The following is a 25,042-nucleotide window of genomic DNA, read 5'->3' as shown; positions in this document are numbered from 1 at the left end:
ATGTCCAAGAAGTTACTGGATGCTTTTGTATCAGCAGTGATTGACAATAGCCCTTTTGAGGAAATGGACACCGTTTATCTGCGAAATCGTGTCATGGCTTTGGTCGGAGAGGCAGTAGCTGAGCAGGAGACGGAGGTTGATCAGCTAATTGACCTGAAGGATGACTTGGTAGCTGTAGCTGTGAAGAATGCTAAGATTGGTGATACTCTGGCTGAGCAGGATATACTGGGAGCAGAGCTCATGGACTTGATTACACCTGCCCCTAGCCAGCTCAATCAGGACTTCTGGACGACTTATGCCTCCAATCCCGAGCAAGCTGTGGCTGATTTTTATCAGCTTAGTCAAAAGAATGACTACATCAAGGTCAAGGCCATTGGTAAAAACATTGCTTTTAAATCGCCAACTGAATATGGAGATTTGGAAATCACCATCAATCTCTCTAAGCCAGAAAAGGATCCCAAGGAAATTGCGGCAGCCAAAAAGGCCAAGAATAGTCATTATCCAGCCTGCCAGCTCTGTATGGAAAATGAAGGATATCAAGGCCGCTTGGACTATCCAGCCCGCGCCAATCATCGGATTATTCGATTTGATTTGGCTGGACAGGAATGGGGCTTCCAATATTCGCCCTATGCTTATTTTAATGAACATTGCATCTTTCTGCACAGCCAGCACCTTCCTATGGCCATTAGCCGGCTGACCTTTGAGCGCCTGCTGGACATCGTCGAGACCTTTCCAGGCTATTTCGCAGGCTCAAATGCCGACCTGCCTATTGTCGGCGGATCTATCCTGACCCACGACCACTATCAGGGCGGACGTCATACCTTCCCTATGGAAATAGCAGAGCTGGATTGTAGCTTTACTTTTAGCGGATTTGATGAGGTGGAAGCAGGTATTGTCAAATGGCCTATGTCCGTCATTCGTCTGAAATCTGAGAAGAAGGAAGAGTTGATTGAATTAGCTGACAAGATCTTGCAAGCTTGGCGGGCCTATTCTGACCCAAGTGTGCAGGTGTTGGCAGAGTCTGAGGGTGAGCTCCACCATACCATCACACCGATTGCGCGCAGAAAAGATGGACGTTTTGAGCTAGACCTAGTCTTGCGGGACAATCAAACTTCCTCAGAACATCCGGACGGCATTTACCACCCTCATAGAGATGTTCAGCATATTAAGAAAGAAAATATCGGTCTGATTGAGGTTATGGGACTGGCTATTCTGCCGCCTCGTCTCAAGGAAGAACTCAAGCAGGTGGAACTGTTTCTGCTGGGAGAAAACTGTCAGGTTGCTGTCTATCATCAGGAGTGGGCTAATCAACTCAAAGACCAGAATCCAGATGTTACCGCTGAGACGGTGGAAGGAGTAGTTCAAGCCTCGGTTGGACAGATTTTCAGCCGAGTACTGGAAGATGCTGGAGTTTACAAGCGAACAGAGGAGGGCAAGGAAGCTTTCATGCGCTTCGTCCAATCTGTTGGTTTGAAAGAAGAATAATTGCAGTGAGAGTTTTCATTTGTCCCTATTTTTGATAAAATAGTTAAAGTATAAATCAAGACGAGAAAGAGAGAAACATGGCAATTTTAGTATTAGGTGGAGCTGGCTATATCGGCTCGCACATGGTAGACCGTTTGGTAGCAGCGGGTAAGGAAGAGGTGGTTGTCGTTGATAATTTGGTGACTGGCCATCGCGCAGCCGTCCATCCGCAAGCAGTCTTTTATGAGGGGGATTTGGCGGATAAGGACTTCATGCGTGATGTCTTTGCTAAACATCCATCCATCGATGCAGTTATCCACTTTGCTGCTTTTTCACTGGTCGCAGAGTCTATGGTTGATCCGCTCAAGTATTTTGATAATAACACAGCCGGCATGGTTTCTCTTTTGGAGGTCATGCAGGAATGCGGCGTTAAAAACATTGTCTTTTCTTCGACAGCGGCGACTTATGGCATTCCTGAGGAAGTTCCGATTCTGGAAACGACTCCGCAAAAGCCAATTAATCCTTATGGTGAGAGCAAACTCATGATGGAGACCATTATGCGCTGGGCAGATAAAGCCTATGGTATCAAGTTTGTAGCCCTGCGCTATTTCAATGTGGCCGGTGCCAAGCCTGACGGGTCTATCGGAGAGGACCACGGGCCTGAAACCCATCTCCTGCCTATTGTGCTTCAGGTGGCTCAGGGCAAACGTGAGAAGATTGCCGTCTTTGGTGACGATTACGATACTCCAGACGGCACCAATGTCCGCGATTATGTCCATCCTTTCGACTTGGCTGATGCCCATATTCTGGCTGTTGAACACCTGCGTGCTGGACAACCTTCGGATGCCTTTAACCTTGGCTCTTCGACTGGTTTTTCCAACCTGCAGATTGTTGAAGCAGCCCGTAAGGTGACCGGCCATCCTATTCCTTTGGAAATAGCAGACCGACGGCCGGGGGATCCGGATACGCTGATTGCTTCCTCTGAGAAGGCAAGAAATGTTCTGGGTTGGCAGCCGAAATTTGACAATATCGAAACCATTATCGAAACCGCTTGGAAATGGCATTCCAGCCATCCAAATGGCTATGATGATCGCCAGTAAGCCAGTAATCAGTGTAGTTTTCAATATTTACAGAGACACTTTGTTAGAGATAGCAAGGTGTTTTCTTGGAGCGATAGAAGTTCTTTTCATGAGATTTAATTTGTTGTAAAAAAAGCGGATACATAGTAAAATAGAAAAATGATGAAAATAAGACGAATAAATAATGAATTAGAGATAAATCAGGAAGAAGATACAGTCTTGGTTCTGGGCTATTTTGACGGCCTGCATAAGGGACATCAGACACTTTTTAAGGAAGCAAGGAAAATCGCAGAAGAGCAAGGACTGAAGATTGCTGTACTGACCTTTCCTGAGTCACCCAAATTGGCTTTTGTCCGCTATCAGCCAGAGTTGATGTTGCATTTGAATCATCCTGAGGAACGCGCTGCTCACTTAGAAAATTTGGGTGTGGACTACCTTTACTTGATTGACTTTACTAGCCATTTTTCTAAAAATACAGCTCAAGAATTTTTTGATAAGTATGTTGCTGCACTTAAAGCAAGGGCCGTTGTGGCAGGTTTTGATTACCATTTTGGATCTGACAAGAGAAAGGCAGAGGAGCTTGCAGACTATTTCGATGGTCAGATTGTCATCGTCTCATCAGTCAATCAAGATGAGGAAAAAATCTCTTCTACTCGGATTAGAGAAACCATTCAAAATGGTGATGTTGCCAAGACGCATCAGCTATTAGGCTATCCTCTCTCTACTCGGGGCATTGTGGTTCATGGCAATGCTAGAGGGCGTACCATTGGCTATCCAACGGCTAATCTAGCTCCTTTGGATCGCGTGATTTTGCCAGCAGATGGCGTCTATGTGGTAGATGTTGAGCACAATGGCAAGATTTATCGAGGTATGGCTAGTGTTGGAAAAAATGTGACCTTTGAAGGAGATGAGCTTCGTTTTGAGGCCAATCTATTTAACTTTGCGGAGGAAATTTATGGCGATACGATTCGGATTATCTGGCTAGATAAGATTCGTGATATGGTCAAATTTGATGGTATTGAAGAACTGGTTGGTCAGTTAAAGAGTGATGAAGAAGTGGCAAGAAATTGGGAATGTTCGGAATAAATGTCAGTTTTTGATATTTTTCTTAGTATTTCAAGCCGATTCTTAAAAATATCTAGTCAAGAGAGATAAAATTTAGTATAATAGAGTTAGTTACTATATAAAAATAAGAAGAGAACAGCATGATTACACTTTTTTTATCGCCTAGCTGCACTTCCTGTCGCAAGGCGCGTGCTTGGTTGATTGGTCATGAAGTTCCATTTACGGAGCATAATATCATGACGAGCCCTCTGTCTGCTCCAGAATTGCAACACATTCTTTCATTGACAGAAAATGGCACTGATGACATCATCTCAACCCGCTCAAAAATTTTTCAAAAACTAGATTTAGATGTAGAGGATTTATCGATTTCAACGCTTATTAAGCTGATTGAGGAAAATCCTAGTCTTTTGCGTCGCCCAATTATCCTTGATGGTAAACGAATGCAAATCGGCTTCAATGAAGATGAAATTCGTGCTTTCTTGCCAAGAGGTTATCGGAAAGAAGAACTAAGAGCCGCAACTATGCGTGCTGATATTTAAATTATGGAAAAAAATTATAGTTACCCACTAGACTTATCGTGGAGCACTGAAGAGCTTGCTTCAGTGCTTTCTTTTTTTAATGATGTAGAGCAAGCCTATGAACAGAAGATTCAAGCGGAGAAACTGCTCCAGTCCTATGCAGTTTTCAAGAAAGTTGTTCCCAGCAAGGGAGAAGAGAAGCGACTCGGCCGTGAGTTTGAGACGGTCAGTGGCTATTCTCTTTATCGCGCTGTTCAGGAGGCAAAAAGGAAAGGGAAAGGAATGATTTCTCTTGGAAAATAAATTTCATTTTGCGAAAGAAATAGTGTATCAGGCAGGTGCTTTTTTAAGAGACCATCTCTATGATGACTTGGATGTCCTACAAAAGAGCAGTCCGACTGACTTGGTGACTCAAATGGACCGGCTCATCCAGGATGACTTGGTCAGGAAAATTTTAACTCAGTATCCTGACGATGCGATTTTGGCTGAGGAAAATGACCTGCGACACGACATCGCGGATGGCAATGTCTGGGTGATTGATCCCATTGATGGCACCAATAATTTCATTACCCAGCGGGCTGATTTTGCTATTATGTTGGCTTATTTTGAGAATGGTCAAGGCAAGTTCGGCTTGATTTATGATGTGACAAGGGACCAGCTTTTTCATGGAGGCGGGGCTTTTGATGTTTACTGCAATGACAGAAAGTTGTCTGCTTTTATCGATAAGCCCTTGCAGCAATATTTGATTGCTTCAAATGCCTGTATGCTAGAGCATAATCACTGGGGACTGGCTGACTTATCTCGTGCCTGCCTAGGCGTGCGTGTCTATGGCAGCGCTGGGATTAGTTTTGGCAAGGCTCTGTCTGGTGGTTTGGCGGCCTATTTCTCTTATAATTGGCCTTGGGACTATGCGGCGGCCTATGTGATGGCTGACAAATTGGGTTTTGTCATTCAGACTTTAGATGGCGGCCAGCCGAATTTTCAGACTCAGGAGTCGATTATGATTGCACCAAAGTGTAAGTTGGACGAATTACAAGAGTATTTACGAAAGGGAAAAGGCTAGTATGGACTTTCCATTAGGTTTTAAGGAAAAGTATGAGGAGCTCTTGGGTCAGGAAGCAGAGGTTTTTTTTGCGACTTTTGATCAAGATCCGATTTCAGCCTTTCGCAGCAATCCCTTAAAAGAGAATCAGAAAAATTTTACAGATACGATTCCAAATACAGACTGGGGTTATTACGGAAAAGTATCTGGTAGGTCAGTAGAACACGTCACGGGGCTGGTTTATTCTCAGGAGCCAGCTGCGCAAATGGTTGCCCAGGTTGCAGCACCACAAAAGGGCATGAAAGTTTTGGACTTAGCGGCTGCACCAGGCGGAAAATCTACCCATTTACTCTCTTATCTAGAAAATACAGGTTTGCTGGTTTCTAACGAAATCAATACCAAACGCAGTAAAATTTTGGTAGAAAACATTGAGCGTTTTGGAGCGCGAAATGTTCTTGTCACCAACGAATCTGCGGATAGATTGGCTAAGGTTTATCAGGGCTATTTTGACCTCATTGTTCTGGATGCTCCTTGCTCTGGCGAAGGGATGTTCCGCAAGCAGCCGGATGCCACCCAGTATTGGAGTCCAGAATATCCTGCCCAGTGTGCGCGTCTCCAGCGAGAAATTCTAGAGGACGCTGTCAAGATGCTGGCGACAGGCGGACAGCTGGTCTATTCAACTTGCACTTGGGCACCTGAAGAAAATGAAGAAATTGTCGCTTGGCTTTTGGAGAATTTTCCTTTGGAATTGCTGGAAATACCAAAAGTCAATGGCATGGTGGCGGGGATTAATTTCCCAGAAACAGCTCGGATGTATCCCCACCATTTCAAAGGAGAAGGGCAATTTGTAGCGAAATTTCGCTTTACAGGAAGTCAGTCTGCTAAAAAAATCAAGGCAGTCAAAAATAAATTGACAGTTGAGCAGAGAAAACTCTGGCAAGATTTCCAGAAAAAGCATCTAAACATTGAGCTAGAAGGATATTTAGATACTTTTGGGGATAATCTGTATCTGCTGCCAGATGGATTGCCAGACATGTCCAAGCTGAAAATTGCTCGTAACGGCCTACATCTAGGGCAATTTAAGAAAAATCGCTTTGAACCGAGCTTTGCCTTAGGGTTAGCTTTGAGGCCGAGTGAAGTCGTCTCAGTCCTTGAGATTGATGATGAAGCCTTTAGCAAATATGTAGCGGGCGAGACGGTTCAACTCTCTCAAAACTATCCAAATGGCTGGTATCAAGTGCTTGCCCAAGGCAACGGTCTGGGGTTTGCAAAAATTACTGGAAATACCTTGAAAAATTATTTCCCAAAGGGGCTTCGCTTTCGTTCAAAAGACTAGGCAAAGCCCTCTTTCTATGTTATAGTGGATATAGTGGGATTTTCAGATTTTTTCAATATAGACATTCCACTATCATTCTCAAGATTTCGAGGAAAAAATGGTGAAGAAAAAATATAAGCTGATTTTTTCAGCGGTTCTAGTGCTATTTGCAGTTAGCCTCTCTGCCTGTTCCAGCTGGATTGACCGAGGGGAGTCCATGACTGCCGTTGGTTCGACAGCTCTTCAGCCGCTCGTTGAAGCAGCAGCGGATGAGTTTGGTTCAGCCAACATTGGAAAAACGGTCAATGTTCAAGGTGGTGGATCAGGTACTGGCTTGTCTCAGGTTCAGTCTGGTGCAGTTGAAATTGGCAACTCAGATGTCTTTGCTGAGGAAAAAGAAGGGATTGACGCTTCAGCCCTTGTTGACCACAAGGTAGCAGTCGCTGGAATTGCCGTGATTGTCAATAAAGAAGTATCCGTCGATAATTTAACGGCGGAGCAGCTGCAGAAGATTTTTACTGGTGAAGTGACCAACTGGAAGCAGCTGGGTGGTAAAAATCTAGAGATTTCCATCATCAACCGTGCGGCAAGCTCTGGCTCTCGAGCAACGTTTGACAGTGTCATTATGGCTGGTAAATCAGCCGTTCAAAGTCAAGAGCAGGATTCAAATGGGATGGTTAAGTCCATTGTTTCTCAAACACCGGGAGCCATTTCTTATCTGGCCTTTGCTTATGTGGATGATTCTGTCAAGACTTTGAAGCTCAATGGCTACGAGCCTACGGCTAAGAATGTTGCGACCAATGCTTGGCCACTATGGTCTTACGAGCATATGTATACATTGGGCAAGCCGACTGGTCTTGCGGGCGAGTTTCTGGATTACATGCTGTCAGATGAAGTTCAGGATGGAATCGTCTCAGGAATGGGCTATATTTCCATCAAGGAAATGCAGGTTAGCAAGGATGCTACGGGAAATGTTACGAGCTTAAAAGGAGATAGCAAATGAGAAATGAAGAATTAGCAAAAAAATTACTATCCCCTTCGAAAAACTCTCGTCTGGAAAAATTTGGGAAATATATCACCTTTGCCTGCCTTTCTTTAATCGTCTTGATTGTAGCCATGATTTTAATCTTCGTAGCACAAAAAGGCTTATCGACCTTCTTTGTCAACGGAGTCAATGTATTTGAATTTTTGTTTGGCTCCACTTGGAATCCGTCAGGTAAGGAATTCGGTGCCCTGCCAATGATCTTAGGTTCTTTTATTGTTACGATCCTGTCAGCACTGATTGCAACGCCATTTGCTATTGGAGCAGCTGTCTTTATGACGGAAGTGTCGCCTAAAGGGGCCAAGATTCTTCAGCCTGCAATCGAGCTCTTGGTTGGCATTCCGTCTGTTGTGTATGGATTTATCGGCTTGCAGGTTGTTGTTCCCTTTGTTCGGACTGTTTTTGGTGGTACCGGATTTGGGATTCTGTCTGGTATTTTCGTACTTTTTGTCATGATTTTGCCGACCGTGACCTTTATGACAACAGACAGTCTTCGTGCTGTGCCGCGTCACTATCGTGAAGCTAGCCTGGCTATGGGGGCTACGCGCTGGCAAACCATTTGGCGAGTAACGCTCAAGGCTGCTCGCTCAGGTATTTTTACAGCGGTGGTCTTTGGAATGGCGCGGGCCTTCGGTGAAGCCTTGGCTATCCAAATGGTTGTCGGTAACTCTGCGGTGATACCAACCTCTTTGACAACACCTGCAGCGACCCTGACTTCCGTTTTGACCATGGGAATCGGAAATACCGTTATGGGAACAGTGGATAATAACGTTCTCTGGTCTCTGGCTTTGGTGCTCTTGATGATGAGCCTAGCCTTTAACAGTGTGATTAAACTAATTACAAAAGAAAGAGGTAAGAAAAACTATGCACGCTAAGAAATTAGATAAATTGGCGACTGGTGTTCTCTACACAATAGCGAGTATCATTGTTGCCATCCTTGCCTCTCTTATCCTCTATATCTTAGTTAGAGGCTTGCCGCATGTTTCCTGGTCTTTCTTGACAGGGAAATCCTCTTCTTACCAAGCTGGCGGTGGTATTGGGATTCAGCTATACAATTCCTTCTTCCTGCTGGTGATTACTCTGATTATCTCTGTGCCTCTTTCTATGGGGGCTGGGGTTTATCTGTCAGAGTATGCTAAGAAAGGTCCAGTGACCAACTTTGTCCGTACCTGCATTGAAATCCTGTCCTCGCTGCCATCCGTGGTAGTCGGACTCTTTGGCTACTTGATTTTCGTTGTCCAGTTTGAGTATGGCTTTTCTATCATCTCTGGTGCCTTGGCGCTGACTGTCTTCAATCTGCCTCAGATGACTCGTAACGTCGAGGACAGCTTACGCCACGTTCACCATACACAGCGTGAAGCCGGACTGGCTCTAGGAATTTCCCGCTGGGAAACAGTGCTGCATGTGGTCATTCCAGAGGCTCTGCCAGGGATTGTGACAGGGATTGTCCTTGCTTCTGGTCGGATTTTCGGTGAAGCAGCTGCCTTGATTTACACTGCCGGTCAATCTGCGCCGGCTCTGGATTGGTCTAACTGGAATATTTTCAGCATTACCAGCCCGATTTCAATTTTCCGGCAGGCGGAAACACTGGCCGTCCATATCTGGAAGGTCAATAGTGAAGGGACCATTCCTGATAGCACTGTAGTGTCATCAGGATCAGCAGCCGTGCTTCTGATTTTTATCTTGATTTTCAACTTTGGAGCCCGCAAACTCGGTTCTTACTTGCACAAGAAATTAACCTCTGCATAAAGGAGAAGCAATGACAGAATATAATTGGAATGAAAAACATATCATTACTTTTCCTGAAGAAAAGGTAGCCCTTTCGACCAAAGATTTACATGTTTACTATGGTAAAAAAGAATCCATCAAGGGTATTGATATGCAGTTTGAAAAGAATAAAATAACTGCCTTGATTGGACCGTCTGGCTCAGGAAAATCTACTTATCTCCGCAGTCTTAATCGTATGAATGACACGATTGATATTGCCAAGGTAACAGGGCAAATTCTTTACCAAGGAATAGACGTCAATCGGTCTGATATCAACGTTTACGAAATGCGTAAGCACATCGGCATGGTCTTCCAACGGCCCAATCCATTTGCCAAGTCTATTTATCGCAACATTACCTTTGCCCATGAACGTGCAGGTGTAAAAGATAAAAAGATCTTGGATGAGCTTGTTGAAACTTCGCTTAAGCAAGCCGCGCTTTGGGACCAAGTAAAGGATGATCTTCATAAGTCGGCCTTGACCTTGTCGGGCGGCCAGCAGCAGCGGCTCTGTATTGCCCGAGCTATTTCAGTCAAGCCAGATATCTTGCTTATGGACGAGCCAGCTTCTGCGCTGGATCCGATTGCGACCATGCAGCTGGAAGAGACCATGTTTGAGCTCAAAAAGGACTATACGATCATCATCGTGACTCACAATATGCAGCAGGCTGCCCGGGCCAGTGACTACACCGGCTTCTTTTATCTGGGAGATTTGATTGAGTACGACAAGACTGCCAATATCTTCCAAAATGCCAAACTACAGTCGACCAATGACTATGTTTCTGGTCATTTTGGTTAAAGGTGAAGAAACTAAAGGAATGAACTTATGACAGAACCTATTTTGCAAGTCAAGGACTTGTCGGTTTATTATAATAAAAAGAAAGCGCTCAATAGTGTCTCCTTAGACTTTATGCCTAATGAAATTACTGCCTTGATTGGACCATCAGGTTCAGGGAAATCTACCTTGCTCAAGGCTATCAACCGTATGGGTGATTTGAATCCAGAAGTAACAACGACAGGCACAGTCATCTATAACGGCCACAATATCTACAGTCCCCGGACAGATACAGTGGAGTTGCGCAAGGAAATTGGCATGGTTTTCCAGCAGCCTAATCCCTTCCCAATGACCATTTATGAAAATGTTATTTATGGACTGCGCATCAACGGTGTCAAGGATAAACAGGTTTTAGATGAAGCGGTAGAGCGTTCCTTGATTGGGGCTTCTATTTGGGACGAAGTAAAAGACCGTTTACATGATTCGGCTATCGGTCTCTCTGGTGGTCAACAGCAGCGGATTTGTGTAGCACGCGTTTTGGCTACCAGCCCGAAAATCATCCTCTTGGATGAGCCAACATCGGCGTTAGACCCAATCTCTGCTGGTAAGATTGAGGAAACTCTCTATGGACTTAAAGACACCTATACCATGCTTTTGGTGACGCGCTCCATGCAGCAGGCTTCTCGGCTTTCGGATAAAACAGGCTTCTTCTTGGGTGGCGATTTGATGGAGTTTAATGATACTAAGGAGATGTTCCTCAACCCACAAAATAAGGAAACAGAAGATTATATTACAGGAAAATTTGGATAAGGAGTTGAATGATGTTACGATCTCAATTTGAAGAAGATTTGGAGAAATTGCACAATCAGTTCTACGCAATGGGACAAGAAGTGCTCTCACAAATCAACCGCACCGTGCGTGCTTTTGTCACACATGACCGTGACTTGGCAAAGGAAGTCATCGAAGATGATGCAGAAGTAAATGAATATGAAGTGAAATTGGAAAAAAAATCATTTGAAATGATTGCCCTCCAACAACCCGTTTCTCAAGACCTTCGTACAGTCTTGACCGTTCTCAAGGCCGTTTCAGACTTGGAACGTATGGGAGATCATGCAGTATCCATTGCGAAAGCGGCTATTCGTATGAAGGGTGAACAGCGTATTCCAGCCGTCGAGGACGAAATTAAAAAGATGGGCCGCGATGTGAAAAATTTCGTTGAAGCTGCTCTTGATCTCTACCTGAATGGTTCTGTAGATCAAGCCTATGAGGTAGCAGCTATGGATGAAAAAATCAACCATTATTTCGATAGCATTCGTGATCTGGCTACGGAAGAAATTAAGAAAAATCCTGAAGCCATCGTTACAGGCCGTGATTACTTTCAGGTTATTTCTTTCTTGGAACGTATCGGTGATTATGCCAAAAACATCTGCGAATGGGTCGTTTACTTTGAAACGGGTAAAATTATTGAATTATAATATATGTTAAAGAGACAGGCTAAGCTTGTCTTTTTTGTTTTGAGGAGGAGAAAAGGTGAGATGAGACGAATTTAAAAGATAGATATTTAGACTTCATGTAGATAACAGACAAATTGGGATTTCAATGGATTAAAAGGTCTAAAACGAAAAGATAATTTATCGATATGACCTAAGTATTCCCCCTTTTGGTTGAAGTGATTGAAAAAGAAATGGAGGATAATGCTAAAAATTATGCTACAATGTAGGAAAGTGATAGCTGAAAGCCTTGTTTTATAGCATACTGCAATGGAGGTATAATTATGAGAAAAAAGATTATTGTCGTTCTGGCAATTTTGTTCGTTCTAGTTTCAGGAGGGGGCTACTGTATGACAAAATGGATTGAACATCAAAACTCACCGTATAATGTTAGTGACGTTTTAGACGATAAAGGAGTAAAACTTTACAAACGCGGATTTCGTTTGTTGGAAGAACAACTGGCAACTTATATCAAAGAGCACTATTCAGGAGTCAGTAAAATAGAGTTTTCGCCAATTTTTGTTCAAGGTGGGGATGGGCAGAGCATGTTTCGTGCAACAATTGTTCCTGTGATTTATGATTTACAAGGCAATAAAGCTTACTTGGGGAAAAAAATTGGTGAGAAATCCTACAGTCATTATGGTAGTTTTTGGGATGTTAGGCTTGATTTTAATGGCTTGGATGAAGAAATCATAGAATTAAAAGTTGGTGACGATTTTATTGATATTTCCGAGAGTAAAAAATTACCTGTGGAAGCAAAATTATCAACTAAACCAAAAATGGATGAGAATATAGAAACTTTAGTTCAAGAACATCGGCTCGTAGATGTTAAAAAAAGCGAGAACGGTAGTCCTGATGCAGAAGTTGTCTATAATACAGAAATTAGGAAAGGAGACCATTTGGAATGGCGTTGACAGAATGACATTGTTTATATCAAATAACACTTAGTAAGGCTAAAAGATGTTAAGAAATCAGATGTAGGAAGTCCGAATGCTGAAATAGACTACAACTTAGAAATTAAAAGAGAGAGCTACTCAGAATGGGAATAATCTTTGATTAAATGGGGAGGTTTCTGTTTATGGATAATATTATAGGAAAAGTCGGCAAGAAATATTATATTGTGATATACTATAAACAGAATTAATGGATTCGTTTTCATTTAGACATAAAGGTGGCAGTTAATGAAGAAAAAAAAACTTGCAATTATAGCTGTATTAATTATCTTAGTTTCAGGAGGGGGACACTGTATGACAAAATGGATTGAGCACCAGAACTCGCCGTATAATGTTAGTGACGTTTTAGACGATAAAGGAGTAAAACTTTACAAACGCGGATTTCGATTGTTGGAAGAACAGTTGACAACTTATATCAAGGAGCACTATTCAGGAGTCAGTAAAATAGAGTTTTCACCAATTTTTGTCCAAGGTGGGGATGGGCAGAGCATGTTTCGTGCAACAATTGTGCCTGTCATTTATGACAATCATGGTAATAAGGCTTATTTAGGACGTTCTGTTGGAGAAGAAGATTTTGGCCGTTTTACAAGTAGTGGAAGTATTCAACTTAGCTTTGATGGACTTGACAATGAAGTTATCGAAATAAAGGTGGATGACGGCTATGTCAATATCTCTAATAATGAGGTATTGCCGGAAAAAGCAAAATTATCAACAAGTAAACGAATTGATAATAATATATCGGCCTTAGTCAAAGCTGGACAAATAAAAAATATAGAAAAAAATCAAAACGGAAGTCCTCATGCTGAAGTGAAATTTAATACTCAAATTAGAAAAGGAGATCATTTCAAATGGCGTTAACAGACGAGGAGGTTCAGGAACTGCAAACTGAAGTTCTTGACATAATTAAGGAAAAAAATGAAGGTCAGACTTATACTACTGATAAGAGTGGAATTGAATATAAAGTAATAAAGGAAATCAACAATACTACACAAGCTGTAACAGTAGCTCCAATTATTAAGGGACAAGTTGATTACACTCAAACTACCATTGTTGTTGCCGGAACTCAAGCTCCCGGTGGAGACATTAATAATCATGTTTTAGAATCTGGATTCAATGCAGTAATGGCAAGAAATCAATTAACAGAACAGACAAAGGACGTTCGGGAATTTTATAACCAATCATTATCTAAGGCTAAAAAAATGGCTGGAATAGGACAAGAAGTTAATATCAGTAATATGTCAGGATTTAGTCAAGCAGGACCAGCAGTTGCTAAAGTAGCTGCGGAAATGAAAGTCCAGAAGATTACAAATTTCATGGACTGGGGTGCGTGGAATTCGTTAACAAAAAATACAGCCGATTATAGAGGGATTAGTGATGAAGAATTTGATTATCTTAATAAACACTTACATTCATACAGTGATCAGGGGAAAGATTTAACAAGTTGGGATGGTCATGGGGGGATCATTCCGTATGGAAAAGTATTTACTGTAGAGGGAAAACATCATAATGCTGGCTTACCGAAAATTAAAGGTAATAGGCCTGATTTTGAATGGTATGTAAAAAATAGTTTTTTTTGTTCTGACATGACTGAAAAGCAAGTGAGGGAGATTGCTAAAAGAAAGGCTAAATCTGCTGAAAAATTTGACTTGTCTAAGCTAGAGACATGGTTTGACAGTACAGATCCAGAATCTTATGTAAAAGAATATTTAGAAAAATATGGTTCTTTTGCTCCAGAACCTTCTAAGCAAGAATTACTCACCTTAAAGAGACGACGCATTGATGAACTGCACGCTTCTTTGAAAACGACTACAGGCAGTCAGATGATTAGCTTGAGAGAGGAACTTGTTCGTACAAGTGCGCAAGCGGCTCAGTTACAAGCTGAAGTATATGAGCAGGCGATCAAAGATAAACTTGCAAATGCCAAGGAAGGTGTCTCTCAGCACATAACAGAACTACGATCAGCAGCGTATACGCTGGCTCATAACCTTTCTGGTGGAGAGATAGAGGGTTTACTATCTGAGTTGAGTTTTGAGCTAGCTTGGAATACTGGAATAGAAGCAGCAACTCTTTCTTCGGCCAACTCATATCAGAAGAAAATGACAAGTATAGCAGGTAAATTAAACAAGGCAGCTGATAGAATCGTAGAAATCGACCAAAAAGGTAGCCAGATTTTTGGGGAATTATAGGAGGCAGCGTATGATTGAACCAATGATAGAAGATCGAGCGGAAGCAGAACGTATCAAAAAAGAGTATCTGAGAATACAGGAACGTCTGGCTATTCGAGGCTTAATCTCAGCTAAAAGAGCCACTCTCCTTGAAGAAAGTCGTCTATTGCAAGAATGGCTCACCGATCAGGCTGAGACAATGAAATCATTCTCATCAGTTCAAGTTCCTGCCGATTTGGAAGGTGCTTTTTCCGGATTAGCAGCCGAATCTATCAAGAATGTCTTAAATGAAGTCTCAACGCCTAATTTGATGAGTCCAATTCTGTAGGAGGGATTATGGATACAAAAAAGCGAATAGCACAATTAGATGATGAACATCTAGCATTTCGTAGAAAAGCCAGTGAATTGGAATGGGATTATCACGAGATGAAACGGGAAGCTAGAAATTTTTCGGAAGAAATGAGCAATTGGGTTATATCATTCTGTCTTCATAGTTCGCCTGCTGATTCATCTTATATATTACACCAAATTGAGGAAAATCGAGAAGATTTCGAGCGGAAAATGAGGCGTTACGAAGATCGACTGAATGAAGCCTGTCAAGAAGAAAAACGCTTGTACAATAAAAAATTGGACGCACTGACGAAAGAATCAAAGCAATAATGAACTTCACTTTTCCTTTGAGACGAATCTATCAGACAGGCTAAGCTTGTCTTTTTGTTTTGAGGAGGAGAAATGTGAATAACAGGATAGCTTTAAAATGATTACTTTATGTCTGAAGATGAAAATCAATTTTGAGTCAGTTGGAATGAGTATAAAGTCACTAAATATGGTAAAATAGTAACAGATGAATTTTGAATGGAGGTTGGTTCAATACCAGCCCCTTCAATTAGATGAGGAGAAAAACATGCAAGCAGTTGCACATTTTATTGATACTTTTGTTCCAGAGCACTATGATCTCTTTTTGGATTTAAATCGTGCGAATAAGACTTTCTCAGGGAAAGTTACCATTACCGGTGAAGCTAAAGCTGAGAAAATTTCCCTCCACCAAAAGGATTTGACGATTGAGGCCGTAGAAGTGGCTGGACAAGCTCGCCCCTTCACTCTTGATAATGACAATGAAGCTCTTTATGTTGAATTAGCATCCGCAGGCTCTGTGGAAGTAACCTTGACCTATACAGGTAAGATTACGGACAATATGACGGGGATTTACCCATCTTACTATACTGTGGATGGAGTGAAAAAAGAAATTATTTCTACTCAGTTTGAGAGCCATTTTGCCCGCGAAGCCTTTCCAAGTGTGGATGAACCAGAAGCTAAAGCGACTTTTGATTTGACTTTGAAATTTGACCAAGTAGAAGGCGAACTTGCCTTGTCTAATATGCCTGAAATCGACGTTGAAAACCGGAAAGCGACAGGCATTTGGAAGTTTGAAAGAACGCCTCGCATGTCTTCCTATCTCTTGGCTTTTGCTGCAGGTGATATGCAAGGAATTACTGCTAAAACCAAGAATGGAACCTTGGTAGGAGTCTATGCGACTAAGGCCCACCCAGCCAGCAATTTGGAGTTTGCTTTGGATATTGCGGTTCGCTCTATTGAATTTTACGAAGAATACTACGGTGTCAAATATCCGATTCCTCAGTCGTTGCACGTAGCTCTGCCTGACTTTTCATCTGGTGCTATGGAAAACTGGGGTCTGGTGACTTACCGTGAGATTTACCTCTTAGTAGATGAAAATTCTACGGTATCCAGCCGTCAGGATGTGGCACTTGTTATCGCTCATGAGTTGGCTCACCAATGGTTTGGTAACTTGGTCACTATGAAGTGGTGGGATGACCTTTGGCTCAATGAAAGCTTTGCCAACATGATGGAATACGTCTGTGTTAATGCGATTGAACCAAGCTGGAATATTTTTGAGAATTTCCAAACCACAGGTGTTCCTTTGGCGCTCAAACGAGATGCGACAGACGGAGTTCAGTCTGTCCATGTGGAAGTGAAGCACCCCGACGAAATCAATACTTTGTTTGATCCAGCTATCGTTTACGCTAAGGGAAGCCGCCTTATGCATATGCTTCGTCGTTGGTTGGGTGATGAAGCCTTTGCTAAAGGATTGAATGCTTACTTTGCTAAACACCAGTATGGAAATACTATCGGTCGTGACCTTTGGAATGCCTTGGGAGCTGCTTCTGGTCGCGATGTCGCAGCCTTTATGGATTCTTGGCTGGAACAGCCAGGCTACCCTGTTTTGACAGCTACAGTAGAAAACGACACCCTCAAACTCTCTCAAAAACAATTCTTTATCGGAGAGCACGAAGATAAGAAACGCACTTGGGTCTTGCCTTTAAATAGTAACTGGAAAGGTTTGCCAGAAACGCTGGAAACAGAAACGCTGGAAATTCCAAATTATTCTGCTTTGGCTGCTCAAAACCAAGGTGCTTTGCGCTTCAATACGGAAAATACAGCCCACTATATCACGGACTATCAAGGTATCTTGCTTGAGCAGATTTTAGATACCATTACAGACTTGGATAGCACCAGCAAGCTTCAAGTGGTGCAAGAGCGCCGTCTCTTGGCTGAAGCAGGCAGCATTTCATTTGCTGATTTGGTTCCAGTTATTGAAAAACTGACAGAAGAAACCTCTTATCTGGTTGTCTCAGGAGTTAAAGGCGTTTTGAATGGTCTTGAGCTCTTTGTGGACGAAGGAAGCGAGTGCGAGAAAGCCTATCATGAGTTGGTTGTTAAACTCAGCAAATTCAACTTTGACCGTCTAGGCTTTGAAGCAAAAGAAGGCGAAAGTGATGAAGATGAGCTGGTTCGTCAGATCGTTGTAGGAGGTCTGATTACAGCTAATGATCAAGCAGCTAGTCAAGAAGCAAGTCGCATTTTTGCTGCTCATCAAGAGGACTTGGAGAAATTGCCTGCGGCCATTCGCTTGCATATTCTCATTAACCAAATCAAGCATGATGAGAGCAAGGAATTGGCTGACCAATACTTGAATGATTATGTTTCAACAGTTGATGGTAGCTTTAAACGCCAATTGGCATCTGCTTTGGCTTATACTAAGGACGCAGAGACACTTGCTCGTATCTTGGAATCTTTGAAGAACAAAGATGTCGTAAAACCACAAGATTTAGCTATGAGTTGGTATTTCCCTCTCTTAAATCATCAGTTCACTCAAGCTACTGCTTGGACTTGGGCGCGTGAGAATTGGGATTGGATTAAGGCAGCTTTGGGAGGCGACATGAGCTTTGATAAATTCGTTATTTATCCGGCTAATGCCTTCAAAACAGCAGAAAGGCTAGCAGAATACAAGGCTTTCTTTGAGCCGCAGCTAGACGATATGGCTATCAGCCGTAACATCAGCATGGGAATTAAGGAAATCGCAGCGCGTGTTGCCTTGATTGCCCGTGAAAAAGCAGCGGTTGAGAAAGCAATCAAGGCATCAGTTTAGCCTAATGAAAAGATCAGATTATAATATCTGGTCTTTTTTGTTGTTTAGAATCCCATAGTTTCAGTCTTCTTTAAGAAAAAATTCAGTCCCGTTTAAGCAAGCCACCCTATAATAATCCTAGCGTGTGAAGGGATGTGGGCTTGTGTATTCAAGCATTATATTACTTCATCATGTTAAAATCCATGAAAATATAAAATGTAGAAAGAGGAAAACTTTAAAATGGATATGGAAAAAATGATTGTAGTTAAAAAGAGTACCAAATGGTGGATGACAGCAGTAGCTAGTGCATCCTTAGCCGTCGGAGCGATTGGTGGCTATGGAATTGGTGCCTTGACACAGAAAAGCCCGCAGCAGAGTTCAGTGCAGGCTACTATGCCTCAGCAAAACAATCAAGATGGCAAGATGCCAGGGCAAGGCGGACAAGCCCCTCAAGGTCAGGGACAGGGAAATGAAAAAGGCATGCCACCGCAGATGGGTGGACAAAACGGTCAAGATGGTCAAGGCGGCCCCGGAGGTGGAGGTCAGCCACCACAAGGAAATGGGCATCCGGGAGGACCACAAGAAGGAAATCAATCAAAGAAGAAGCCAGCAAACGCCGACGGCACAACAAAAGATGATAAGAACAGTGAAATAGTCGAAAATAACTCGAAAACAACAAATTCTTAAAACATTTTCAATAAGTCATGATATAATAGAAAAAGATAGGTTAAGATAGCATGAGAAGTGTCTACCATGTCTCTATTTAAACTAAAGAACATAAGCTTTTTCTTAAAAGGGAGGAACAGGATGATTAAGATTCTATTAGTAGAGGATGACCTCGGTCTGTCAAACTCAGTATTTGATTTTTTAGATGATTTTGCAGATGTTATGCAGATCTTTGACGGCGAAGAAGGCTTATACGAGGCAGAAAGTGGCGTGTATGACCTGATTTTGCTGGACTTGATGCTTCCTGAAAAAGATGGCTTCCAAGTGCTTAAAGAATTGCGTGAAAAAGGGGTCACCACTCCTGTCCTCATCATGACTGCCAAGGAAAGTATCGATGATAAAGGCCATGGTTTTGAACTCGGTGCCGACGATTACCTGACTAAGCCTTTTTATCTAGAAGAGCTTAAAATGCGGATTCAGGCCTTGCTCAAACGCTCTGGTAAGTTTAATGAAAATACCCTGTCCTATGGTGATGTGACGGTCAATCTTTCGACCAATTCGACCTTGGTAGATGGAAAAGAAGTTGAGCTATTGGGGAAAGAGTTTGATCTGTTGGTCTACTTCCTTCAGAATCAAAATGTTATTTTGCCCAAGACTCAGATCTTCGATCGTTTGTGGGGCTTTGACAGCGATACAACGATTTCTGTGGTGGAAGTCTATGTATCTAAGATTCGGAAAAAATTGAAAGGAACGGCTTTTGCGAATAATCTTCAAACCCTTCGCAGTGTCGGTTACATTTTAAAGAATGCTGAATAAACTCAAAAAAGCCTTATATGCGGATGATTTTTCTTATTTCATTCGCTATTTTGGTGTATTCACCCTGATTTTCTCGGCCATGACGCTCATTATTATCCAAGTCATGCGCTCTAGCCTTTACACGACCGTTGATGATAATCTCAAAAGTCTCAGTCAAAATCCCGCCTGGGTAGCCAATCTAGCCTATCGGACGACGGGACGGCAATACCAAGAGCCAGAGAACAAGGATTCAGAGCACAAAGATTCAGAGTCTGTCCAAGCTCATGATATCAAGATTGAGGAACCGGGCAGGGTCAATGTCAGTGCCAATACCTCAGCCATTCTTTTGAATGATGATTATCAGAATGTATCGGCAAAAAATAGCTTTTTGAACTTTGATGCGATTAAATTTAATAAACGATTTCTTAATCAAATCAAGCAAATTCAGCTGACCAATAGCTACGGACAGGTCGAGAGTTATCGGGCCTATATGTTTGATATTGATCCAGATGATGAAATTGAAAATGTCAAATACGCGGTTGTCATGACCAGTATCAGCCAGCTGGAGCAGACTAGCGAAAAGCATGAAAAGCTGATTGCGATTGTCATGATTAGCTTCTGGGGTATTTCCTTGATTGCCAGTATCTATCTAGCGCGGATGAGTGTCAAGCCTCTCTTGGACAGCATGCAAAAGCAGAAGTCCTTTGTTGAAAATGCAAGCCACGAATTGCGGACACCTCTAGCTGTGCTGCAAAATCGCTTGGAATCTCTCTTCCGTAAGCCTGAAGCTACGATTATGGAGTCTAGTGGGAGTATCGCGTCTAGTTTAGAGGAAGTGCGAAATATGCGTCTATTGACGACCAACTTACTCAATCTAGCAAGGCGAGATGACGGCATCAAGCCAGAATACGGTGAAGTCACGCCAGACTTCTTCACGACAGCTTTTTCTAACTATGCTATTATTGCAGAGGAAAGCGATAAGGTCTTTGATTTCAAAAATCTGGTTTCAAAATCAATCACGACAGACAAGGTCTTGCTCAAGCAGGTCATGACCATCCTTTTTGATAATGCCATCAAATACACGGAAGAAGATGGAAAAATCTACTTCGTGGCCTCTGCCAATGATCGAAGCTTGACCTTGCGGATTTCTGACAATGGCCCAGGGATTGCGGGCGATGACAAGAAAAAGGTTTTCGATCGTTTTTATCGGGTGGACAAGGCTCGGACTCGGCAAAAGGGTGGTTTTGGATTAGGTCTATCCTTAGCAAAACAAATTGTGGATGCCTTAAAAGGAACCATCATAGTCAAAGACAACAAACCGCGTGGAACTATTTTTGAAATCAAAGTTCCTCTTAGGTCAGATATTAGAAAACGAATCAGCAAAAGCTGAAAAACTTTTCATATTATTTCAAATTTGACTGCTTTTGCGGTATAATAAAAGAAAGAAATGAGAGAGGTACAACCATGACATCAAAAATGCTGCATACTTGTTTACGAGTGGAAAATTTAGAGGCTTCGATTGCCTTTTACGAAGAAGCGTTTGGTTTTAAGGAATTGCGCCGCAAGGACTTTCCAGAGCACGCTTTTACCATTGTTTATCTTGGTTTGGATGGCGATGATTATGAGCTCGAACTGACCTATAATTATGATCACGGACCTTATGTGATTGGGGATGGATTTGCTCATATCGCTCTTAGCACGCCTGATTTGGAAGGCTTGCACGCTGAGCATGCTGCCAAAGGCTACGAAGTGACGGAACCAAAAGGTCTGCCAGGCAATCCGCCAAATTATTATTTCGTTAAAGACCCTGATGGCTACAAGGTTGAAGTGATTCGAGAAAAAAGTCTTTAAAAATAATTAAACTTGTATTTTAGCACTTGTAAGATACAAGTTTTTTAACATTAGAATCATTTTAGGACAATAGCTTAGGGGATAATAGATGAAAAGACAACATAGAAGGAAGAGCAGTCGAAAATACAGACTAATTATCAGTCTTCTGAATCTGCTTCTTTTAGGACTTCTTATTTTTGGTGGACTGCGAATCCATGAAATGTTTCAGGAAAGGGAATTCCAGAAAAAGGTTACAGAAGTGATTGCCAAGGAAGAGCAAGAGCATGCTGACAATGCCGAAAAGCAATCTGGTAGGATTGGCAGCCATTATGTGGCGGCTTTTTACCCTCTTATGAATGGGCAGCCGCTTCAAAGTGTCAAAGATAAAATGTTGCAGGATAGTCAGAGCATTTCAGATGACAAAAAGCAGAAGGAAAACTTGACTGCTTTGACATTTTACTACACAGAGGAAAAGTCTACTAGTCTGGCCAATACCAAGGAAGTGGTCATTCAGCGAAAAGATTATAGTATCTCGAAAAGAGACATCAAGTCTGAGGAAGCAAAAGAAGTAGCCTCAACTTATATCAATCAAGAAGGGGCAGCGGTGACTTTAGACAAGCTGTTTCAAAATCCAGAAGCTGCCAAGGAAATTTTCCTGAAGGAGTTGACCAGTCAGCTGACCTTTAGACAGGTGGAGGAAAGTCAGCAAACAGCAGCTTTAAATGCCCTACGTGAAATAGAGCTGAGCCAGTGGAATTTTCACTATGAGGATAGTTTATTTTCCATTCGTCTGACCAAAGAAATCAACGGTTTGACGAGCTTGACAGTGCCTCTATCTAGTTTTTATGATCTAATCCGTCCAGAATATTTGCAGGGGGCTGATTTGGAGGCTTACCAGCAATATGAGACCAAGCGGCATGAGAAAATGGTTGCCCTGACCTTTGATGACGGTCCCGACAGTAAAACGACTCCTCAGGCCTTGGAAATTCTGAAACGCTACAATGCCAAAGCAACCTTCTTTATGGTGGGACAAAACGTTGCGGCCAATCCAGAACTGGCTAAACGTGTCCTTGATGAAGGCCATCAGCTTGGCATCCATACTTGGAGCCATCCAGATTTGACTAAACTGCCTCTAAATCAAGTCAAAAAAGAAATCCTAGATACTCAGGAAGCCATTTATAAGGCGACTGGTATCCGACCTATGATCACAAGACCGCCTTATGGAGCCATCAACCCTACGGTTCAAAATGCTGTCGATCAGTCCTTTATCATGTGGAGCGTGGACAGTCTCGATTGGAAAACACGTAATACAAAGGCTATTATGCAGGAGATTGTGAAGACTCAGCCGGGATCTATTATTCTCATGCACGATATCCATCAGACGTCCATCGATGCTCTGCCAAGCGTCCTAGAATATCTGAAGAACAACGGCTATACTTTGGTAACAGTTGATGAACTACTAGAATATCAGCTTCAACCACATCAGATTTATTACAGCAGAAATTAAGAAAAGCATTGGAAATTTAATATTTCCAATGCTTTTTGCTTTGCCATCATCAAATAAGAATATCGATGACCGTAATTCTTGCTTAAGGACACACATACAGTTCTTGTTTTTTTAAGATAATTTCTCGAACAGAGGCATATTTTTTAAGAGCTTTTAGTTCTTCTGGGTGGCTGATGAAGGTGATGACATAGCCATCCTTGCCCATGCGACCTGTTCGGCCAGAACGGTGAGTGTAGGTTTCCAAATCACGCGGCACTTCGTAGTTGACTACGCACTCTAGAGAATCAATATCAATGCCACGCGCAACTATGTCAGTCGCCAGTAAGAGTGTGATATCGTAATCTTTAAATTTCTCAAGAATGACCTTGCGGAATTTTACATTGACATCACTTGCAAGGGAGACTGCACTAGCTCCTCGGTACTGAAGCTTTTCTTCGGCGCTGCCCAAATCTGACAAGCTGTTGAAAAAAACTAGTCCACGAAATTCTTCTACATTGGATAGTTTGCGCAAGAGTTCAACCTTGTCACGCTTTTCCACCTGCATATAGAAGTGCTGGATATTGTCCAAAGTCTGGTCGTCAATGCTGATGCGCAAGGTATTTTCGGCGATCTTCTCTTGGTCGAACTTAGCCGTAGCACTCATGTAAATCAGCTGGTGGTCCCGCGGTGCATAATGCAGAATCTTATCAACAAACGCATACTGGGAATCACTGAGAAGCTGGTCAAATTCATCTAGGATAATAGTATCAACATTCATCATCTTGATTTTCTTGAGCTTAATGAGCTCAAAAATCCGACCAGGTGTACCAATCAGTATCTCAGGACCTTTCTTGAGCCGCTCAATCTGCCTTTTCTGGCTATTACCAGAGAGGAGGAGTTGACTGCTCAAGCCTAAGGGCTCCGCCCAAGATTTACAAACATCAAAAATCTGTCCCGCCAGCTCTGTATTTGGAGCTAAAATCAAAAGCTGCTGCGCTTTTTTAGGCTTCAATTTCAATAAGCTAGGAAAGAGATAGGCCAATGTCTTTCCCGTACCGGTCGGACTGATGCCTAGCACCGTTTGTCCCTGAGAAATGGGCTGGAATATCTTTTCTTGGATGGCAGTCAGTTCAGCAAAACCGAGCTGATTTAGCTGTTCTTGCCAAACTGTTGGAAATGTTTCTTTAATCATGGTCAACCTCAAATCTAATGCCAGCATCTTTTCTCATGGAAAACAGACACTCATGCACAGTAGTAGCAGCCTGCAGATAGTCGTTATAAAGCTCTTTCTGGCCGCCTTTAAGGACACGAGCAAAAGCCTGAGCCTCTTCTAGCATTTGGTGCTCTGCTTGGTGGATAGCTAGACTTTCCGTCTCTCCATTGAGCTTTTGGAAAATGGCAGAGCGTATAAACTCGATACCGTCTAAGGTCAGAGTGCCTTGGTCCGTATAGATTTCAGCTGGAAGCTGGCTATGAATATTTTTTCCAGCTTGGATACGAACCTGAAAATCAGGATAAATCAGACTGCCTGAACCGTTGAGGTCAACGCTATTTGGCAGTTGTTGAGCTGTATAGCAGACGCTTTGTGGAGCACCAAACAATCGGACAGCTGCATAAAGCGTATAAACTCCCAAATCCATTAGAGCACCGCCTGAGAATTTAGCTGAAAAAACATTGGGTTCTTGTCCACTCAGCAGGGCTCCCATCTTGGAGGAGTATTTAGCATAAGTAAAATTGGCTCCCCAGATTTTCTTGTCTTCAAGGAAGTCATGAATGACTGTAAAAGCTGCTTCATGGTAGTTTCTGGCTGCCTCAAAGATATAAATCTGATGTTCAGCTGCCAGCTTGACCAATTCTTGCCATTCTTCAGGCCTTGACACAGCCGGCTTTTCAACAATGACATGTTTTCGAGCCAAAATGGCTACCTTGGCATGGTTGAAGTGGAAGCTATTGGGACTGGCGATGTAAACCACATCTAGGTCGGCAGATAAGAATTCAATCATATCGGTGTAGAGTGCGACGTTTTTATAAGCTTGCGCAAAACGCTCCGCGGCACTCAAGGTTCGTGAGTAAACAGCTGTAAACACATACTCACCACTTAGTTGAGCTGCTTTGATAAACTCGTGGGAAATGGTTCCTGTACCGATGATACCGAGTCGTAACATA

Annotated in this window: 26 protein-coding genes; 24 read left to right on the top strand and 2 right to left on the bottom strand. The window is 42.5% G+C overall.

The window, feature by feature from the left end; genetic code table 11:
• The 24 genes from galT (at window position 1) to D8791_RS05540 (ending at window position 22,897) form a co-directional block, all read left to right on the top strand.
• On the top strand, window positions 1-1,485 hold the full coding sequence (galT, locus tag D8791_RS05660) for a UDP-glucose--hexose-1-phosphate uridylyltransferase (protein ID WP_125446597.1): 1,485 nt from the start codon (window positions 1-3) through the stop codon (window positions 1,483-1,485).
• 77 nt (window positions 1,486-1,562) lie between these two features.
• Window positions 1,563-2,564 (top strand): UDP-glucose 4-epimerase GalE, encoded by a 1,002-nt coding sequence (gene galE / locus D8791_RS05655; protein WP_125446596.1) that lies wholly within the window; start codon window positions 1,563-1,565, stop codon window positions 2,562-2,564.
• A 141-nt stretch (window positions 2,565-2,705) separates the two neighbouring features.
• A complete protein-coding gene (locus D8791_RS05650; RefSeq protein ID WP_312023728.1) occupies window positions 2,706-3,629 on the top strand; it encodes a bifunctional riboflavin kinase/FAD synthetase in 924 nt (307 codons plus the stop codon).
• A 119-nt stretch (window positions 3,630-3,748) separates the two neighbouring features.
• Complete coding sequence (locus D8791_RS05645) at window positions 3,749-4,147, top strand: Spx/MgsR family RNA polymerase-binding regulatory protein (RefSeq protein WP_005590248.1); 399 nt, start codon at window positions 3,749-3,751, stop codon at window positions 4,145-4,147.
• 3 nt (window positions 4,148-4,150) lie between these two features.
• Window positions 4,151-4,429, top strand: coding sequence for a UPF0223 family protein (locus D8791_RS05640; protein ID WP_005590249.1), 279 nt, complete (start codon window positions 4,151-4,153; stop codon window positions 4,427-4,429).
• A complete protein-coding gene (locus D8791_RS05635; RefSeq protein ID WP_125446594.1) occupies window positions 4,419-5,189 on the top strand; it encodes an inositol monophosphatase family protein in 771 nt (256 codons plus the stop codon). The genes D8791_RS05640 and D8791_RS05635 overlap by 11 nt, the downstream gene beginning before the upstream one ends.
• A 1-nt stretch (window position 5,190) precedes the next feature.
• On the top strand, window positions 5,191-6,504 hold the full coding sequence (locus tag D8791_RS05630; RefSeq protein ID WP_125446593.1) for an RsmF rRNA methyltransferase first C-terminal domain-containing protein: 1,314 nt from the start codon (window positions 5,191-5,193) through the stop codon (window positions 6,502-6,504).
• 97 nt (window positions 6,505-6,601) lie between these two features.
• Window positions 6,602-7,486: a phosphate ABC transporter substrate-binding protein PstS family protein gene (locus D8791_RS05625; RefSeq protein ID WP_125446592.1), complete on the top strand. Its 885-nt coding sequence runs from the start codon at window positions 6,602-6,604 to the stop codon at window positions 7,484-7,486.
• The gene (gene pstC, locus D8791_RS05620) at window positions 7,483-8,400 is read left to right on the top strand and encodes a phosphate ABC transporter permease subunit PstC (protein WP_005590255.1); all 918 of its coding nucleotides are present in this window, start codon (window positions 7,483-7,485) and stop codon (window positions 8,398-8,400) included. Before D8791_RS05625 ends, pstC begins: the two co-directional genes overlap by 4 nt.
• Window positions 8,390-9,274 carry a phosphate ABC transporter permease PstA gene (gene pstA / locus D8791_RS05615; protein ID WP_125446591.1) on the top strand — a complete coding sequence of 295 codons (885 nt, stop codon included), beginning with the start codon at window positions 8,390-8,392 and terminating at the stop codon, window positions 9,272-9,274. Before pstC ends, pstA begins: the two co-directional genes overlap by 11 nt.
• 10 nt (window positions 9,275-9,284) lie before the next feature.
• Window positions 9,285-10,088, top strand: a complete 804-nt coding sequence (pstB, locus tag D8791_RS05610; protein ID WP_045497247.1) for a phosphate ABC transporter ATP-binding protein PstB — start codon at window positions 9,285-9,287, stop codon at window positions 10,086-10,088.
• A gap of 27 nt (window positions 10,089-10,115) precedes the next feature.
• The gene (gene pstB, locus D8791_RS05605; protein WP_125446590.1) at window positions 10,116-10,874 is read left to right on the top strand and encodes a phosphate ABC transporter ATP-binding protein PstB; all 759 of its coding nucleotides are present in this window, start codon (window positions 10,116-10,118) and stop codon (window positions 10,872-10,874) included.
• An 11-nt stretch (window positions 10,875-10,885) separates the two neighbouring features.
• Window positions 10,886-11,539, top strand: a complete 654-nt coding sequence (gene phoU, locus D8791_RS05600; RefSeq protein ID WP_005591940.1) for a phosphate signaling complex protein PhoU — start codon at window positions 10,886-10,888, stop codon at window positions 11,537-11,539.
• A 299-nt stretch (window positions 11,540-11,838) separates the two neighbouring features.
• Complete coding sequence (locus D8791_RS05595) at window positions 11,839-12,468, top strand: hypothetical protein (protein ID WP_125446589.1); 630 nt, start codon at window positions 11,839-11,841, stop codon at window positions 12,466-12,468.
• A 267-nt stretch (window positions 12,469-12,735) separates the two neighbouring features.
• On the top strand, window positions 12,736-13,365 hold the full coding sequence (locus D8791_RS05585) for a hypothetical protein (RefSeq protein ID WP_125446588.1): 630 nt from the start codon (window positions 12,736-12,738) through the stop codon (window positions 13,363-13,365).
• On the top strand, window positions 13,356-14,693 hold the full coding sequence (locus D8791_RS05580; protein ID WP_125446587.1) for a hypothetical protein: 1,338 nt from the start codon (window positions 13,356-13,358) through the stop codon (window positions 14,691-14,693). Before D8791_RS05585 ends, D8791_RS05580 begins: the two co-directional genes overlap by 10 nt.
• 10 nt (window positions 14,694-14,703) lie before the next feature.
• Complete coding sequence (locus tag D8791_RS05575; protein ID WP_125446586.1) at window positions 14,704-15,000, top strand: hypothetical protein; 297 nt, start codon at window positions 14,704-14,706, stop codon at window positions 14,998-15,000.
• Window positions 15,001-15,008: 8 nt separating this feature from the next.
• The gene (locus tag D8791_RS05570; protein ID WP_125446585.1) at window positions 15,009-15,332 is read left to right on the top strand and encodes a hypothetical protein; all 324 of its coding nucleotides are present in this window, start codon (window positions 15,009-15,011) and stop codon (window positions 15,330-15,332) included.
• A gap of 244 nt (window positions 15,333-15,576) precedes the next feature.
• Window positions 15,577-18,120: a M1 family metallopeptidase gene (locus D8791_RS05565; protein WP_125446584.1), complete on the top strand. Its 2,544-nt coding sequence runs from the start codon at window positions 15,577-15,579 to the stop codon at window positions 18,118-18,120.
• A 219-nt stretch (window positions 18,121-18,339) separates the two neighbouring features.
• A complete protein-coding gene (locus D8791_RS05560; RefSeq protein WP_125446583.1) occupies window positions 18,340-18,786 on the top strand; it encodes a hypothetical protein in 447 nt (148 codons plus the stop codon).
• Window positions 18,787-18,906: 120 nt separating this feature from the next.
• Complete coding sequence (locus D8791_RS05555) at window positions 18,907-19,581, top strand: response regulator transcription factor (protein ID WP_125446582.1); 675 nt, start codon at window positions 18,907-18,909, stop codon at window positions 19,579-19,581.
• Window positions 19,571-20,950, top strand: coding sequence for a sensor histidine kinase (locus D8791_RS05550; protein WP_125446581.1), 1,380 nt, complete (start codon window positions 19,571-19,573; stop codon window positions 20,948-20,950). Before D8791_RS05555 ends, D8791_RS05550 begins: the two co-directional genes overlap by 11 nt.
• A gap of 74 nt (window positions 20,951-21,024) precedes the next feature.
• Window positions 21,025-21,411 carry a lactoylglutathione lyase gene (gloA, locus tag D8791_RS05545; protein ID WP_125446580.1) on the top strand — a complete coding sequence of 129 codons (387 nt, stop codon included), beginning with the start codon at window positions 21,025-21,027 and terminating at the stop codon, window positions 21,409-21,411.
• An 88-nt stretch (window positions 21,412-21,499) separates the two neighbouring features.
• Window positions 21,500-22,897: a polysaccharide deacetylase family protein gene (locus D8791_RS05540; RefSeq protein ID WP_125446579.1), complete on the top strand. Its 1,398-nt coding sequence runs from the start codon at window positions 21,500-21,502 to the stop codon at window positions 22,895-22,897.
• Window positions 22,898-22,979: 82 nt separating this feature from the next.
• Here the strand turns inward: D8791_RS05540 and D8791_RS05535 are convergent, their stop codons facing one another.
• The gene (locus D8791_RS05535) at window positions 22,980-24,068 is read right to left on the bottom strand and encodes a DEAD/DEAH box helicase (RefSeq protein ID WP_312023726.1); all 1,089 of its coding nucleotides are present in this window, start codon (window positions 24,066-24,068) and stop codon (window positions 22,980-22,982) included.
• Entirely contained in the window at window positions 24,061-25,041 is a 981-nt protein-coding gene (locus D8791_RS05530) for a Gfo/Idh/MocA family protein (protein ID WP_125446577.1), read from the bottom strand. The genes D8791_RS05535 and D8791_RS05530 overlap by 8 nt, the downstream gene beginning before the upstream one ends.
• Between the last annotated feature and the right edge of the window lies 1 nt (window position 25,042).

Source organism: Streptococcus cristatus, from assembly GCF_003943515.1.
GTDB classification, from domain to species: Bacteria; Bacillota; Bacilli; order Lactobacillales; family Streptococcaceae; genus Streptococcus; species Streptococcus cristatus_D.
The sequence above is the reverse complement of the archived record's forward strand: the minus strand, read 5'-3'. Positions and strand labels throughout refer to the sequence as shown.

Coding starts and splice junctions, on each gene's coding strand:
- galT (WP_125446597.1), top strand. CDS start 1: ATGTCCAAGAAGTTACTGGATGCTTTTGTATCAGCAGTGATTGACAAT.
- galE (WP_125446596.1), top strand. CDS start 1,563: ATGGCAATTTTAGTATTAGGTGGAGCTGGCTATATCGGCTCGCACATG.
- D8791_RS05650 (WP_312023728.1), top strand. CDS start 2,706: ATGAAAATAAGACGAATAAATAATGAATTAGAGATAAATCAGGAAGAA.
- D8791_RS05645 (WP_005590248.1), top strand. CDS start 3,749: ATGATTACACTTTTTTTATCGCCTAGCTGCACTTCCTGTCGCAAGGCG.
- D8791_RS05640 (WP_005590249.1), top strand. CDS start 4,151: ATGGAAAAAAATTATAGTTACCCACTAGACTTATCGTGGAGCACTGAA.
- D8791_RS05630 (WP_125446593.1), top strand. CDS start 5,191: ATGGACTTTCCATTAGGTTTTAAGGAAAAGTATGAGGAGCTCTTGGGT.
- D8791_RS05625 (WP_125446592.1), top strand. CDS start 6,602: ATGGTGAAGAAAAAATATAAGCTGATTTTTTCAGCGGTTCTAGTGCTA.
- pstC (WP_005590255.1), top strand. CDS start 7,483: ATGAGAAATGAAGAATTAGCAAAAAAATTACTATCCCCTTCGAAAAAC.
- pstA (WP_125446591.1), top strand. CDS start 8,390: ATGCACGCTAAGAAATTAGATAAATTGGCGACTGGTGTTCTCTACACA.
- pstB (WP_045497247.1), top strand. CDS start 9,285: ATGACAGAATATAATTGGAATGAAAAACATATCATTACTTTTCCTGAA.
- pstB (WP_125446590.1), top strand. CDS start 10,116: ATGACAGAACCTATTTTGCAAGTCAAGGACTTGTCGGTTTATTATAAT.
- phoU (WP_005591940.1), top strand. CDS start 10,886: ATGTTACGATCTCAATTTGAAGAAGATTTGGAGAAATTGCACAATCAG.
- D8791_RS05595 (WP_125446589.1), top strand. CDS start 11,839: ATGAGAAAAAAGATTATTGTCGTTCTGGCAATTTTGTTCGTTCTAGTT.
- D8791_RS05585 (WP_125446588.1), top strand. CDS start 12,736: ATGAAGAAAAAAAAACTTGCAATTATAGCTGTATTAATTATCTTAGTT.
- D8791_RS05580 (WP_125446587.1), top strand. CDS start 13,356: ATGGCGTTAACAGACGAGGAGGTTCAGGAACTGCAAACTGAAGTTCTT.
- D8791_RS05575 (WP_125446586.1), top strand. CDS start 14,704: ATGATTGAACCAATGATAGAAGATCGAGCGGAAGCAGAACGTATCAAA.
- D8791_RS05570 (WP_125446585.1), top strand. CDS start 15,009: ATGGATACAAAAAAGCGAATAGCACAATTAGATGATGAACATCTAGCA.
- D8791_RS05565 (WP_125446584.1), top strand. CDS start 15,577: ATGCAAGCAGTTGCACATTTTATTGATACTTTTGTTCCAGAGCACTAT.
- D8791_RS05560 (WP_125446583.1), top strand. CDS start 18,340: ATGGATATGGAAAAAATGATTGTAGTTAAAAAGAGTACCAAATGGTGG.
- D8791_RS05555 (WP_125446582.1), top strand. CDS start 18,907: ATGATTAAGATTCTATTAGTAGAGGATGACCTCGGTCTGTCAAACTCA.
- D8791_RS05550 (WP_125446581.1), top strand. CDS start 19,571: ATGCTGAATAAACTCAAAAAAGCCTTATATGCGGATGATTTTTCTTAT.
- gloA (WP_125446580.1), top strand. CDS start 21,025: ATGACATCAAAAATGCTGCATACTTGTTTACGAGTGGAAAATTTAGAG.
- D8791_RS05540 (WP_125446579.1), top strand. CDS start 21,500: ATGAAAAGACAACATAGAAGGAAGAGCAGTCGAAAATACAGACTAATT.
- D8791_RS05535 (WP_312023726.1), bottom strand. CDS start 24,068: ATGATTAAAGAAACATTTCCAACAGTTTGGCAAGAACAGCTAAATCAG.
- D8791_RS05530 (WP_125446577.1), bottom strand. CDS start 25,041: ATGTTACGACTCGGTATCATCGGTACAGGAACCATTTCCCACGAGTTT.